Raw genomic sequence first — 13,015 nt, 5'->3', positions numbered from 1 at the left:
CGACGCCCTCGGAACGCGAGGGCGTCGCCGCCTGTATGCCCACAGGACGCCCGACATGATCGCCTTCCTGATCAAGCGCCTCTTCCATGCGCTGCTGGTGATGTTCGTCATCAGCATCATCGCCTTCTCCATCCAGGACAACCTGGGCGACCCCATCCAGCAGATGGTCGGCCAGTCGGTGCCCGAGAGCGAGCGCGAGGCCCTGCGCGAGGAGCTGGGGCTCAACGATCCCTTCCTGGTCCAGTACCTGCGCTTCGCCAGGAACGCCGCCCAGCTCGACTTCGGCTACTCCTACATCTTCAACGAGCCGACCACCGAGGTAGTCCTGCGCCACCTGCCGGCGACCCTGGAGCTGGTGGCGGCCACCACCCTGCTGATCGTGCTGCTGTCGGTGCCCATCGGCGTCTACAGCGCCATCAAGCCCCGCGCCCTGTTGTCACGTTTCTTCATGGGGGTCTCCATCGTCGGCATCTCGATCCCGGTGTTCCTCACCGCCATCGTGCTGATCCAGTTGTTCGCCATCGGCGTCACCTGGTCCCCCTTCCCCGCCGATACCGGCTGGGGCAGCTGGCTCAACGGCCTGCTCTCCACCGAGGGCGGCATGCCCGCCTACGGCCGCGGTGACCCGGTGCACGTCTTCGGCACCTGGTACACCAACTTCGCCTCCCTCGACGGCCTGGTCTACCTGGTGCTGCCGGCGATCTCGCTGGCCTCGATCATGCTGCCGCTGTTCATTCGCCTGATCCGCGCCGAGATGCTCGAGGTGCTGCAGTCGGAGTACGTCAAGTTCGCCCGGGCCAAGGGCATCCGCCTGCGGCGTATCTACTTCCTGCATGCGCTGAAGAACACCATGCTGCCGGTGATCACCGTGGGCGGGGTGCAGATCGGTACCCTGGTGGCCTACACCATCCTCACCGAGACGGTGTTCCAGTGGCCCGGCATGGGGCTGATGTTCCTCAACGCCATCAACCGCTCGGACATCCCGCTGATCGTCACCTACCTGATGATTGTCGGCCTGATCTTCGTCATCACCAATACCCTGGTGGACCTGATCTACGGCCTGGTCAACCCCACCGTCAAGCTGACAGGCAAGCCCGCATGAGCACCGAGACCTCTCTCCAGCCGACCGCCGCCCTGCCGAGCCGCTGGGCGCGCTTCCGCGACTCCTACCTGCTCTACAGCTTCCGGCGTGACCTGATCGCCCAGGTCAGCCTCGCGGTGTTCATCGCCTTCGTCGCCTGCGCCGTGCTGGCGCCGTGGCTGGCGCCGATGAACCCCTACGACCTGGCGCAGATCGACATCCTGGCCTCGGAACTGCCGCCCTTCTGGATCGACGGCAGCGACCCCGCCTACCTGCTGGGGACCGACGCCCAGGGTCGCGACCTGCTCTCCACCATCCTCTACGGCGCCCGGGTATCGCTGATCATCGGCTTCGGTGCGGTGGCCCTGCAGGCGCTGCTGGGGGTGGTGTTCGGCCTGCTGGCCGGCTACCTGGGCGGGCGCATCGACGCCTTCCTGATGCGCCTGGCCGACATCCAGCTCTCCTTCTCCACCCTGATGGTGGCCATCGTGGTCGGTGCCCTGGTCAAGGCGATCTTCGGCGGCGCCACCTTCAGCGCCTATGCGGTGCCGCTGCTGGTGCTGATCATCGGCCTGGCGGAGTGGCCCCAGTACGCGCGTACCGTGCGCGCCTCGGTGCTGGCCGAGAAGGGCAAGGAGTACGTGGACGCCGCCCGCACCATGGGCCTGCCCAGCCGGCGCATCATGTTCCGCCATATCCTGCCCAATACCCTGTCGCCGATCTTCGTCATCTCCACCGTGCAGGTGGCCAACGCCATCATCTCCGAGGCCGCCCTCTCCTTCCTGGGGCTGGGCATGCCGGAGACCCACCCGTCGCTGGGTTCGCTGATCAAGTCGGGCTTCGACTACATCCAGTCGGGCTCGTGGTGGATCACCCTGATCCCGGGCGCGGTGCTGGTGGTGCTGGTGCTGGTGATCAACCTGCTCGGCGACTGGCTGCGTGATGTTCTCAACCCGCGACTCTACAAGGGCTGAGAACATGCCGAATATCGAATCCTTTCATCTTTCCGACGGTTGCTGGCACGAAGTGCTCAACCCGCGCCTCTTCATGCTGCACAAGGGCTGATCCCATGTCTCTTCTCGAAGTCAACCACCTCGACGTGCGCTTCGCCCTGCGCCGCGGCGACGTCAAGGCGCTGCGCGACGTCAGCTTCTCCCTGGACCGCGGCGAGCGCCTCGGCATCGTCGGCGAGTCCGGGGCGGGCAAGTCGGTGGCCGCCTTCACCCTGCTCAACCTGATCGCCCGGCCCGGCTACATCGCCGGTGGCAGCATCCGCTTCGATGGCCAGGAGCTGACCGGGATGAGCGACCGCGCCCTGCGCAGGATCCGCGGCAACCGCATCTCGATGATCTTCCAGGACCCGATGATGACGCTCAATCCGGTGCTCTCCATCGGCGAGCAGATGGTGGAGTGCCTCAAGGCGCACCGCCGCATCGGCCGTCGCGAGGCCCGTGCCATCGCCCTGCGCAAGCTCGAGCAGGTGCATATCCCCTCCCCCGAGGCGCGCCTGGACCAGTACCCCCACGAGCTCTCCGGCGGGATGCGCCAACGGGTGATCATCGCCATCGCCCTGCTGCTCGACCCGGATATCATCATCGCCGACGAGCCCACCACGGCGCTGGACGTCACCATCCAGGCCGAGATCATGGACCTGCTGCTGGAGCTGTGCGAGAAGCACAACGTCGGCCTGATCCTGATCACCCACGACCTCGGCGTGGTCAGCCAGGTGACCCAGCGCATGCTGGTGATGTATGCCGGGCGGGTGATCGAGCAGGGCCCGACCCGGGATATCATCAACGACCCCCAGCACCCCTACACCCAGGGGCTGATGAACGCCCTGCCGCAGATGGCCACCCCGGGCAGCCGGCTCAACCAGATCCCCGGCAGCATGCCCTCGCTGGACAACCTGCCGAGCGGCTGCGCCTTCCATCCGCGCTGCGGCTTCGTCACCCGCCCCGACGGCAGCGAGCGAACCGCCTGCCGTACCCAGGTCCCCGGGTTCGTGGCCTCCGGCAACTGCCAGGCCGCCTGCCACATGGTGGCCGAGATGCTCGAACGCGAACGCCTTCCGGCCGAGGAGACGACACGATGACCGCTACCGCGACTGCCCCCCTCGCCCATCCGGCCGCCACCGGCGACGAGGCCGCCCGCCCGCTGCTGGAGATCCGCGGCCTGGAAAAGCGCTTCTCGCTCTCCGGCGACTTCCTTGAGCAGCTCAAGTTCAAGGGCGGCAAGCTGGTGCGCGAGCAGGAGCATGTCCACGCCATCAACGGCGTCGACCTCGAGATCCAGCGCGGCGAGGCCCTCTGCGTGGTGGGCGAGTCGGGCTGCGGCAAGTCCACGGTGGCGCGCACCGTGATGGGCCTGCTGCACCCCTCGGCCGGCGAGATCCGCTACGACGGCCAGCGCATCGATAACCTCTCGACCCAGGCGCTGATGCCCTACCGTCGGCGCATGCAGATGATCTTCCAGAACCCCTATGCGTCGCTGAACCCGCGCATGACCATCCAGCAGACCCTGGAGGAGCCGATCCGCCTGCACCACCCCGACTGGAGCCGCCAGCAGGTCAGCGACAAGGTCGCCGAGGTGATGGGCTCGGTGGGCATCGCCGCGGACTGGGGCAAGCGCTATGGCCACGAGTTCTCCGGCGGCCAGCGCCAACGCATCGCCATCGCCCGGGCGCTGGCCGTGGACCCTGAGTTCATCGTCGCCGACGAGCCGATCTCGGCGCTGGACGTCTCCATCCAGGCCCAGGTGCTCAACCTGCTAATGGACGCCCAGCGCGACCGCCACCTCACCTACCTCTTCATCACCCATGACCTCGCCGTGGTGGAGCACTTCGGCACCCGGGTGGCGGTGATGTACCTGGGAAGGGTGTGCGAGGTGGCGCCCACGGCGACGCTCTTCGCCACGCCGCGCCACCCCTACACCCGGGCGCTGATGTCGGCGATCCCGCGCCTCGAGGACGACCGGCCGCAGCATATCCGCCTGGAGGGCGAGGTGCCCACGCCGGTGCACCTGCCTTCGGGCTGCGTCTTCCACGCGCGCTGCCCGCATGCCAACGCCCGCTGTCGCCAGGAGGTGCCCGCGCTGATCGCCCGCGACGACGGCAGCCAGGTCGCCTGCCACGCCATCGAGGAGGGGCGCCTCGACTGAGCCCCGACCCGCTCTGGCATAATGCCGGATTCGATGGCCCCGACCGGGAGAGACGATGGAACTGCGCTGGCTCGACGACTTCATCGCCCTGGCGAGGACGCGGCACTTTTCGCGTGCCGCCGAGCAGCAGAACGTCACCCAGCCCACCTTCTCCCGGCGCATCAAGCTGCTCGAGGAGGAGATGGGCAGCGTGCTGGTCAACCGCCAGACGCTGCCCCTTTCGCTGACACCGGCCGGCGAGGAGTTCCTGGCCCTGTGCCATGACGTGACCCAACGCCTCGCCGACAGCCGCCGGCGCATCGCCCAGCTCGGTGAGCAGCAGGCCGGCCGCATCCGCCTGGCCACCCCCCAGAGCCTGCTGACCCACTTCGTGCCCGGCTGGCTGGGGCGCTGGGTGGTACCGCCGCCGATCGTCCCCGACCTGCGCGCCACCGGCTGGCTGGTGGACGACTTCTTCCGCGCCCTGGCCCGGGACGAGTGCGACCTGGTGCTCTGCTACTGGCCCGAGACGCCCTGCGGCATCGAACCCGACACCAGTGAGTTCGTCTCCTGCCGGCTCGGCAGCGAGCGGCTGGTGCCGGTCTCGCTGCCCGAGGCCGGCGGTCGACCGCGCTTCGCCCTGGAGGAGGCGCTGCGCCTGCCGCTGATCGCCTACCACCCGCGGGGGCTGACCGACGCCGCCATCCGCGCCCACCTGGCGCGGCTGGGCGATGCCCCGGCCTTCAGCATCCTCAACGAGAGCATCCAGAGCAGCAACATCCGCGAGCTGGTCGCCCTGGGCTACGGCCTGGGCTGGCTGCCCGAGGCCAGCGTGCGCGAGGCGCTGGCCAGGGGCGAGCTGGTGCCGGCCGGCGGCGAGCGCTGGCAGGTGCCGCTGGAGATCCGCCTGTTCCGCCGCGCCGAGCAAAACCCCGCCGCGGTGACGGCCCTGTGGGAGGAGATCGCCGCGGCCGCCTCACCCTGATTCACCGGAGACCCCATGACCCAGGACCTCGATACCCTGCAGGCGCGCCACCTCGACGCCCTGCTCGCCGCCTACGCCGAGACGCTCGGCCATCAGGCGCTCGATGGCGTGCTGATCCACAGCGGCCGGCCGCGCTGCCACCTTGGTGACGACCAGGAGGCGAGCTTCGTCGCCTACGGCCACTTCGTGCACTGGACCGGCCAGGCCCATCTCGCCCACAGCTGGCTGCTGGTGCGCCCCGGCCAGACACCCCGCCTCTACCTGCACGCCCCCGAGGACTTCTGGCACCTGCCCGCCGCCCTGCCCGACGAGCCCTGGGTCAACCGCTTCGAGGTGGAGCGCGGCCGCTTCGAGACCCCGCCGGCACTGCCCGGCGGGCGCTTCGCGGTGATCGGCGACATCGAGGCCGGTGAGGCCCGCGCGCTGGGTGCCGAGGCCAACCCGCCGGCGCTGCTCGCCGCCCTCGACGAGGGGCGGGTGCGCAAGAGTGCCTATGAGGTGGCCTGCATCCATGAGGCCAACCGCCAGGCCCTGGCGGGGCATGCGGCGGCACGGCGCCGCTTCCTGGAGGGCGGCGCCGAGCTGGATATCCAGCTCGCCTACCTGGGCGCCTCCCGCCAGCGTGAGGGCGAGCTGCCCTACGCCAACATCGTCGGGGTCAACGCCCACGGCGGCGTGCTGCACTACCAGCACTACGATCGCCAGGCCCCCGCCCGACGCCACAGCCTGCTGGTGGATGCCGGCCATCGCCACCGCGGGCTGTGCGCCGACATCACCCGCACCTGGGCGGGGCCGGACGCCGACCCGGCCTTCGCCCCGCTGATCGAGGGGGTCACCGCCATCAAGGATCGCCTGGCCGCGGCGCTTTCCCCGGGGGTCGAGTTCGTCGCGCTGCAGGAGAGGATGCACCGGGAGCTTGCCGAGCTGCTGGTCGACCAAGGGATCGTACGCGGTTCCGCAGAGGGCGCGGTGGAGAGCGGCCTGACCCGCGCCTTCTGCCCCCATGGCCTGGGGCACCTGCTGGGTGTCCAGGTCCACGACGTCGCCGGGCGCGTCGACGCGGCGGGTCGCCCGCTGCCGCCCCCCGAGGCCCACCCGGCGCTGCGCCTGACGCGCCGGCTTGAGGCGGGCATGGTGGTGACCATCGAGCCCGGGCTCTACGTGATCCCGATGCTGCTGGCCGCGCATCGCGGACGGGATGACGTCGACTGGGGGCGGGTGGAACGCCTGGCCGACCACGGCGGCATCCGCATTGAGGACAACCTGGCGATCACCGCCGAGGGGGCCACGAACCTCACCCCGGCCCTCCCCGACTGATCGCGCCCCCCTCGCCGCTCAGCCGAGCGGGCAGCTGACCCCGGTGCCGCGCAGGCCGCAGTAGCCGCCGGGGTTCTTGTGCAGGTACTGCTGGTGGTACTCCTCCGCGTAGTAGAAGGCGCTGAGCGGTTCGATCTCGGTGGTGATCTGCCCGCCCCCGGCGCGGGAGAGCGCCTGCTGGTAGGCGTCCCGGGTGCGCTCGGCCACCACCTGCTGGGCGGCGTTGCGGGTCAGGATGATCGAGCGGTACTGGGGGCCGATGTCGTTGCCCTGGCGGTCCCCCTGGGTCGGGTCGTGGGCCTCCCAGAACACCCGGAGCAGGCGTTCGAGGTCCACCTCGGCAGGGTCGAAGACCACCCGCACCACTTCGGCGTGGCCGGTGAGCCCGGTGCAGCACTCCTCGTAGGTGGGGTTGGGGGTCACCCCGCCGGCGTAGCCCACGGCGGTGACGTAAACGCCCGGCAGCTGCCAGAAGAGCCGCTCGGCCCCCCAGAAGCAGCCCAGGCCCAGCACGACCTCCTCCATCCCCTCCGGGAAGGGCGGGGTCATGGCGCGGCCGTTGACCGCATGGACGCCACTGATGGCGAGCGGGGTGTCGCGCCCGGGCAGGGCGCGGGCAGGATCCAGGGACATGGCAGGCTCCTCAGTCGTCGTCGATGATGCGCGGGTTGCCGGACCGCGTGAAACGGTAGACCAGGTCCACCGCCTGGGCGGTTCCCGACACCGCCTCCAGGTAGAGGCTGCGCCAGATGTTGTAGCGCAGGGTGAGCTCGGCGATGGGCGAGAACACCCCTACCCCGTAGCGCACCTCGAGGTCGTCGGTGAGCTGGCCGCTCAGGGTGACCTGGCTGTCCTCACCGCTGCCGGCGGTGTCCAGGGTGAGGTCGGAGACCCCGAAGGCCTCGCCGATGCCGCCCACCGCGCCGCCGGCCTGGCCGACCGCCATGCCCACCAGCGCCGAGGTGAGGGCGCCGTCGGTGTCGCTGTCGTTGGGCGCGCGGCCGCGCAGCAGGTAGGAGAGCGCGCTGGCCTCGTCCATGGCCGGCTCCGAGAACACCCGCAGCTGCGGCTCGCTGGCGCTACCGGTGACGCGCAGGCCGGCGATCACGCCATCCTGGGTGGCGTCGGGGTTGCGTACCGCCTCGAAGTTGAGCAGCGGCTGGCCTGGCGGCCCGCTGAACAGCAGCTGCCCCTCGCGGATCAGCAGGTCCTGGCCGTAGGCGCGGAAGCGCCCGTCCACCAGGCTGACGTCGCCGAACAGCTGCACCGGCCCATCCTGCTGGCGCACCTCCAGGGTGCCGGAGAGGCCCGACTCTAGCCCATAGGCGGCGAGCTGCATGTCCGGGCCGAGCGACAGCTCGACCTGGACGTCGAGCGCCATGCCCGCCTCGGCCATGGCCGCGGCGGTGTCCTCCCCCGCCGCCGCCTCGTCGGCGGCGCGTTCGGCCTCGCGCCGGGCCCGCGCCTCGTCGCGGGCGGTGATGATCACCTCGTCGGGGCTCGGTGCCACCGCCGAGGGGGGCAACTCGCCGACCTCCAGGCGCGCCCAGGGGATGCGTACGTCGCCGCGCACCTGCAGCAGGGTCGGTCGGGCACGGATCTGCAGGTCGGGGGCGATACGCAGCCGTCCGAACGCCGGCAACACCGCGAGCAGCGGCTGCTCGGTGCCCACCAGGTCGATGTCGGCGCGCCACGCCTGGGGAGAGGGCCAGGCGGCGCTGCCGTCGATCTCGAGGCGCCCCTGCTCGGCGGCGATGAAGCCGTCGAGGGTCGCGGCGTCGCCGGCCAGGTCAAGGCGCACCTCGCCGTCGCGCACCGCCAGCGGCACGTCGGCGCCGCTGGCACGCAGGCCGGTCAGGGCGAGCTCGCCGCGCAGCTCGGGCGTCGTCAGGGTGCCGGCCAGGTCGACCTGGCCGGCAAGCTCGCCGGCCAGGGTCTCGATGCCGGGCGCCAGGGTGCGGTAGGGGGCGAGGCTCAGGCCGTCGAGGGTCAGGGCGCCCGCCAGGCGCCCCTCGCCCGCGGGGTCGTCGAGGCGCGCCTGGAGCGCCAGGTCGCCGGCCTCGGCGAGCCCCAGCGACAGGTCCAGCTCGGCGGCCTGGTCGTCGGCGGTGAGCCGGCCCTCGAGGCGGGTTCGCGGCAGCGACCAGGGCTGGCCGTAGGCGTCCTCGCCGGCGAGGTCGAGTCGGCTCTGCAGGCGTGCCTCGGCGCGCCAGGTGCCGCCGGCGCCCCAGCCGGCGTCGAGGTCGAGCTCGGTCATGCCGGTCGCCGACCAGGGCTCGGGCAGGAAGGGGTCGAGCAGCGCCATGGGCAGCTCGCGCAGCGCCAGGCGCGCCTCGCCACCATCGGCCGAGGCGGTGAGGGTCTCCACCACGCAGAGGCTGCCGCCCTGGCGGCGTGCCAGGCAGAAGGGCTCCACCCGGGCGCCGCCCTCGGCCAGGTCGGCGGTGAACACCGCCGGCGAGGGCAGGCGCAGCTCGCCCTGCTCGGCGTCGACCTCCAGGCGCGAGACCTGGCCAGCGTAGGTGGTGCGGGTCGGGTCGAGCCCCCCCTCCACGGCGAGTGCCGCCCGCGAGAGCGGCATGCTGGCCGGGGCCGTGGCGTCCAGGGTCAGGGTATGGTCGGAGAGGCGACCGCCGAGCACCAGGGCGAGGCGTTCCAGCCGCTGGCCGCCGGCGGCGAGGGCCTCGGCGTCGAGGGTGACGTCCAGCGCCGGATCCTCCAGGCCGCTGACCCGGGCCGCCAGGTCGAGCCGCTCGAGGCGATTCTCGGCGAAGGCGAGTGCCTCGCCGGTCAGGGCGACGTCCAGCTCGGGGGCCTCGAGGCTGCCGGCGGCGGCCAGGGTGCCGCTGATCCGTCCCGACAGCGCCTCGTGGAGGCTGGCCAGGGCGGGCATGTCGACCTCGCCGTCCAGGGCGAGGCGCGGTTCGCTGACCTCGCCCGAGAGCGCTAGACGGTTCTCGCCCTGGCGGAAGTCTAGGGTGCGGATATCCCAGCGCATCTCGCTGTCACCCGCGAGCTCGGCGCGCAGGCTGAGCGGGCGCTGCTGCAGCTCGCCGTCGATGGCCAGGCGCGGCACCGTGAGTGTCCAGCCCGCCTCCCCCTGGCGGAAGGCGGCGGCGAGGTCACCCTCCAGGCGCCCCGGCAGGCCCTCCACGAAGCGGCCGGGATCGACGTCGTCGAGGCGCGCCTCGGCCTCCACCGCCAGGCCGTCCTCCCAGGCGACGCGGCCGCGGCTGGTCAGCGAGGCGTCGGCCACCGCCAGCGACAGTGGGTTCCAGGCGAAATGGGTGAGATCGCCGCTGCCGGTGAGGGCCAGGCGGGTGAAGGGCAGCTCAGGCCCCTCGGCGGAAAGCGCGGCGGCCAGGCGGTAGTCCACCAGGCTGCCCTCCAGGCGCAGAGCGATGTCCTCCACCACCCAGGGCTCGACGGCGACCTCCTCGCCGCTCTCGTCGAGGCGGGTCTGGTGACCGGGCAGCGGCCACTGTACCAGGTCGCTGGCCAGGCTCACGGTCATCGGCAGCGTGGGGGCCAGGGCGTCGAGGCGGGCGTCCAGGGCCAGGTCGATCGGCCCCGAAAGGTCGAGGCGCGCCACCAGCGCGGCGAGGCTGCCGTCCAGGGCCAGGGTGATGCGCTGTCCCGCCAGTTCGGGGAGCCGCTCGGGCAGCCACAGGGCGCTCTCAAGGCGCAGTGTCAGGGGGTAGTCGCCGGCGAGCGCCACCTCGGCCTCGAGGCTCGCCTCGGCGTCGCGTGTCGCCACCTCCAGCGGACGGACCTCCACCCGGTGGCCCTCCCCGTAGAGCGACAGCGCCAGGCGCTCGACCCCGTACTCCACGGCCCCCTCCACGGCACTCTCCTCCACCAGCAGCTCGGGCACCTCGAGGCGCAGCGGCAGGGTGATCTCCGGGAGTTCGCGGCGCGGCTCGCTGGCCAGGTCCCGCGCGGCGAGCCCCTCGGCCTCGGCGGCGACCGGTTCCGGCAGCGGCGAGCGCACGGCGATGGCAGCGTCGATGGCCGGCGCCGAGAGGCGCGGCCCCTCGGCCTCGCCCTCGGCGAGGGCCAGGCGGGTGCCCGGCGAGAGCGGCAGGGTCAGGCGCGTGCCGACCAGCCGCGTCGGCAGCAGGCGCAGGGTGTCGCCCTCGGCGGTGGCGCCGCTGCTGAAGTGGTCCCAGCGTAGCCGGGTGCCGTCGGCCAGGCGCACCTCCACGTCCTCGAGCAGCAGGCGACGCAGCTCGATGGGGAACGGCAAGGCGATGGGCCCGGGGGGGGCGGCGCCCTCGGGGGCTTGCTCATCGCTCGCCTCGCCCTCGGCGAGGCGGATGCGTGCCCCCTCCACCGCCAGGGTCTCGAGGCAGAGGCGGCCGTCGAGCAGGCACTCCTCCGACCAGGCCAGCTCCAGGCGGCGCAGCGCCACGCTGGCCGGGCCGGCCTCGAGGGAGAGCCCCTCCAGCACCAGGCGATCCAGCGGCGCCCCCGCGTGGGACTCGACCTCCAGGAAGCCCAGGCGCTCGCCCTGGTCGAGGAGCAGCCCGGTGCCCCAGGGCGAGAGCGCCAGGCCCAGGACGAGGACGACCAGGCCGAGGAGCCACAGGGGAAGCAGGATCAGCAGGCGGATCAGCGCCCAGAGCGCGGTCAGAACTCTGGACCGATGGCGAAGTGTAGGCGCCACGAATTGTCCTCGTCGTCGAACGGGTGAGCGATGTCCAGGCGGATCGGGCCGACCGGCGAGATCCAGCGCACGCCGAGGCCGGCACCGGTGTTGAGGTCGTCGGGGCCCCAGCTTGCGAAGGCGTCGCCGGTATCCACGAAGGCCGCGCCCCACCAGTCGCCGGTCACCCGGCGCTGCCACTCCAGGCTGGTGGTGAGCAACTGCTGCCCGCCGGTGAGCTGGCCCTCGGCGTCGCGCGGCGAGAGGCTCTCGTAGCCGTAGCCGCGCACGCTGTTGTCGCCGCCGGCAAAGAAGCGCAGCGACGGCGGGATCATCGAGAAGTCATCGGTCTCGATGGCCCCCAGGCCGACGCCGGCCAGCAGGCGATTGTCGTCGCCCATCTTGCGTATCCAGCGGGACTCGCCGGTGACACGCATGAAGTCGGCATCGGAGCCCCACAGGCCGTCGGAGACCTCCAGGCTCAGGCGCTGACGATCGCCCCAGGAGGGGAAGGTGGGGTTGCGGGTCCGGGTCCGCGACCAGCGGATCCCCGGGTAGAGCAGCAGCACCTGCTCGCTGTCGCCGGCCTGGGTGAAGTCCTCGTAGGTGGTGCGCACATAGAGGTGCTGGACCCAGCCGTTGTCGAACTCCCAGCGGCGTGCGCCCTCCAGGGTCGCCTCCAGCGAGCGGGTGTCGTCGTTGTCCTTGTTGGTGAGGCCGTACTGGAACTCGTAGCTGTCGCGCAGCGGGTTATCCAGCGGCATGGAGTAGACGCCGCCGAAGCGCTGCTCCGGGGCCGAGACGTAGAGGTCGTGGTCGAGGCCGTGGCCGTAGCGGTTGATCCACGGCTGGTCCCAGCTGAAGCGCAGGCGCGGGCCGACGTCGGTGGCGTAGCCCACGCCCACCTCGAACTGGTGGCGGTCGGCGGGCGCCAGGTTGACGTCGATGGGCACCGTTGGCGCCGAGTCCGGGGTGGCGGTGACCGCGGTGGTGGCCGCCAGCGCCGCCCCCGAGAGGCGCGGTCCGGCCACATAGCTCGCCTCGCCCTCGGTGGCCACCGACGCGATCCAGCCAGGCTCCCCCTCGTCCAGGGTCAGGGTGGGGCTCTGCAGCCGGGGACGCACGGTCACCGAACGGAACCACTCGGTCTGCCCCAGACGCTGGTTGTAGCGGGCCAGCTCGCCGGCCAGGTAGGGCTCCCCGGGGGCGAAGGGCAGCATCCGCCGCAGGCGTTCGTGCTCGATATGGCTGCCGATCAGCAGGACGTCGCCGAAGCGGTAGCGGGGGCCGCTGTCCAGGGTCAGGTAGAGGCGCGCGCTCTCCTCATGGGGACGCACCTCCAGGCGGCGCGTGGCGTAGCGCCAGTCGAAGTAGCCGCGCTCCAGGGCCAGGTTGGCCAGCCGAGCACGCAGGCTGTCGTAGGGGGCATGGACCAGGGGGTCGCCGGTCGCCAGGGGGAAGGCGTCGATCGCCTCCCGGAAGGGGGGATCCTCGTCGGCCGCGCCCTCGAGGCGGAACTCCAGCGTCTCGATGCGCACCCGCGGGCCCGGGGTGATGGCCAGGGTGACCTGCTCGGGAGGCTCACCCTCCGCCAGGCGCACCTCGAGGGTGGGCTCGTAGTAGCCGTAGGCGCGCATCGCCTCGGCGGCGCGGCGCCTCGCCTCCCCCTCCAGCCGAGCGCGGCTGTACTGGGCGGCATCCAGCCCCTCCAGGTAGTGGCGCACGTTGTCCGCCACGTCCCCCTCGAGACCCTCGATGCGCGCCTCGAGGGCGAGTGCCCCCGGGCTCACCAGCAGCCCCACCACCAGAGTCGCGGCAGCCAGGCGTCCCGTCACGCGATTCTCCATCTCCC

The 13,015-nt window shown here is 71.8% G+C and carries 9 protein-coding genes; 6 read left to right on the top strand and 3 right to left on the bottom strand.

Going from position 1 to position 13,015, the window contains the following annotated elements; translation table 11 throughout:
* Positions 1–55 precede the first annotated feature (55 nt).
* The 6 genes from BLP95_RS06105 to pepQ all read left to right on the top strand — a co-directional run bounded on the left by BLP95_RS06105 (position 56) and on the right by pepQ (position 6,518).
* On the top strand, positions 56–1,102 hold the full coding sequence (locus BLP95_RS06105) for an ABC transporter permease (protein ID WP_089677512.1): 1,047 nt from the start codon (positions 56–58) through the stop codon (positions 1,100–1,102).
* Entirely contained in the window at positions 1,099–2,055 is a 957-nt protein-coding gene (locus BLP95_RS06100; RefSeq protein WP_089677511.1) for an ABC transporter permease, read from the top strand. Before BLP95_RS06105 ends, BLP95_RS06100 begins: the two co-directional genes overlap by 4 nt.
* A gap of 95 nt (positions 2,056–2,150) precedes the next feature.
* Positions 2,151–3,173 (top strand): ABC transporter ATP-binding protein, encoded by a 1,023-nt coding sequence (locus BLP95_RS06095; protein ID WP_089677510.1) that lies wholly within the window; start codon positions 2,151–2,153, stop codon positions 3,171–3,173.
* Positions 3,170–4,237, top strand: coding sequence for an ABC transporter ATP-binding protein (locus tag BLP95_RS06090; RefSeq protein ID WP_089677509.1), 1,068 nt, complete (start codon positions 3,170–3,172; stop codon positions 4,235–4,237). Before BLP95_RS06095 ends, BLP95_RS06090 begins: the two co-directional genes overlap by 4 nt.
* Before the next feature lie 55 nt (positions 4,238–4,292).
* Positions 4,293–5,201 carry a LysR family transcriptional regulator gene (locus BLP95_RS06085; RefSeq protein ID WP_089677508.1) on the top strand — a complete coding sequence of 303 codons (909 nt, stop codon included), beginning with the start codon at positions 4,293–4,295 and terminating at the stop codon, positions 5,199–5,201.
* A gap of 15 nt (positions 5,202–5,216) precedes the next feature.
* A complete protein-coding gene (gene pepQ, locus BLP95_RS06080) occupies positions 5,217–6,518 on the top strand; it encodes a Xaa-Pro dipeptidase (protein ID WP_089677507.1) in 1,302 nt (433 codons plus the stop codon).
* A gap of 18 nt (positions 6,519–6,536) precedes the next feature.
* On the opposite strand, the gene msrA is transcribed toward pepQ, so the two are convergent.
* From msrA to tamA, 3 genes are read right to left on the bottom strand one after another with little or no spacing between them, the layout of a single operon-like run.
* The gene (gene msrA / locus BLP95_RS06075; RefSeq protein WP_089677506.1) at positions 6,537–7,151 is read right to left on the bottom strand and encodes a peptide-methionine (S)-S-oxide reductase MsrA; all 615 of its coding nucleotides are present in this window, start codon (positions 7,149–7,151) and stop codon (positions 6,537–6,539) included.
* Between the two features lie 10 nt (positions 7,152–7,161).
* The gene (gene tamB, locus BLP95_RS06070; protein ID WP_245678694.1) at positions 7,162–11,184 is read right to left on the bottom strand and encodes an autotransporter assembly complex protein TamB; all 4,023 of its coding nucleotides are present in this window, start codon (positions 11,182–11,184) and stop codon (positions 7,162–7,164) included.
* Positions 11,148–13,010, bottom strand: coding sequence for an autotransporter assembly complex protein TamA (gene tamA, locus BLP95_RS06065; RefSeq protein WP_089677505.1), 1,863 nt, complete (start codon positions 13,008–13,010; stop codon positions 11,148–11,150). Before tamA ends, tamB begins: the two co-directional genes overlap by 37 nt.
* Positions 13,011–13,015: the final 5 nt, after the last annotated feature.

The sequence above is a fragment of the Halomonas shengliensis genome (assembly GCF_900104135.1).
Lineage (GTDB): Bacteria > Pseudomonadota > Gammaproteobacteria > Pseudomonadales > Halomonadaceae > Halomonas > Halomonas shengliensis.
The sequence above is the reverse complement of the archived record's forward strand: the minus strand, read 5'-3'. Positions and strand labels throughout refer to the sequence as shown.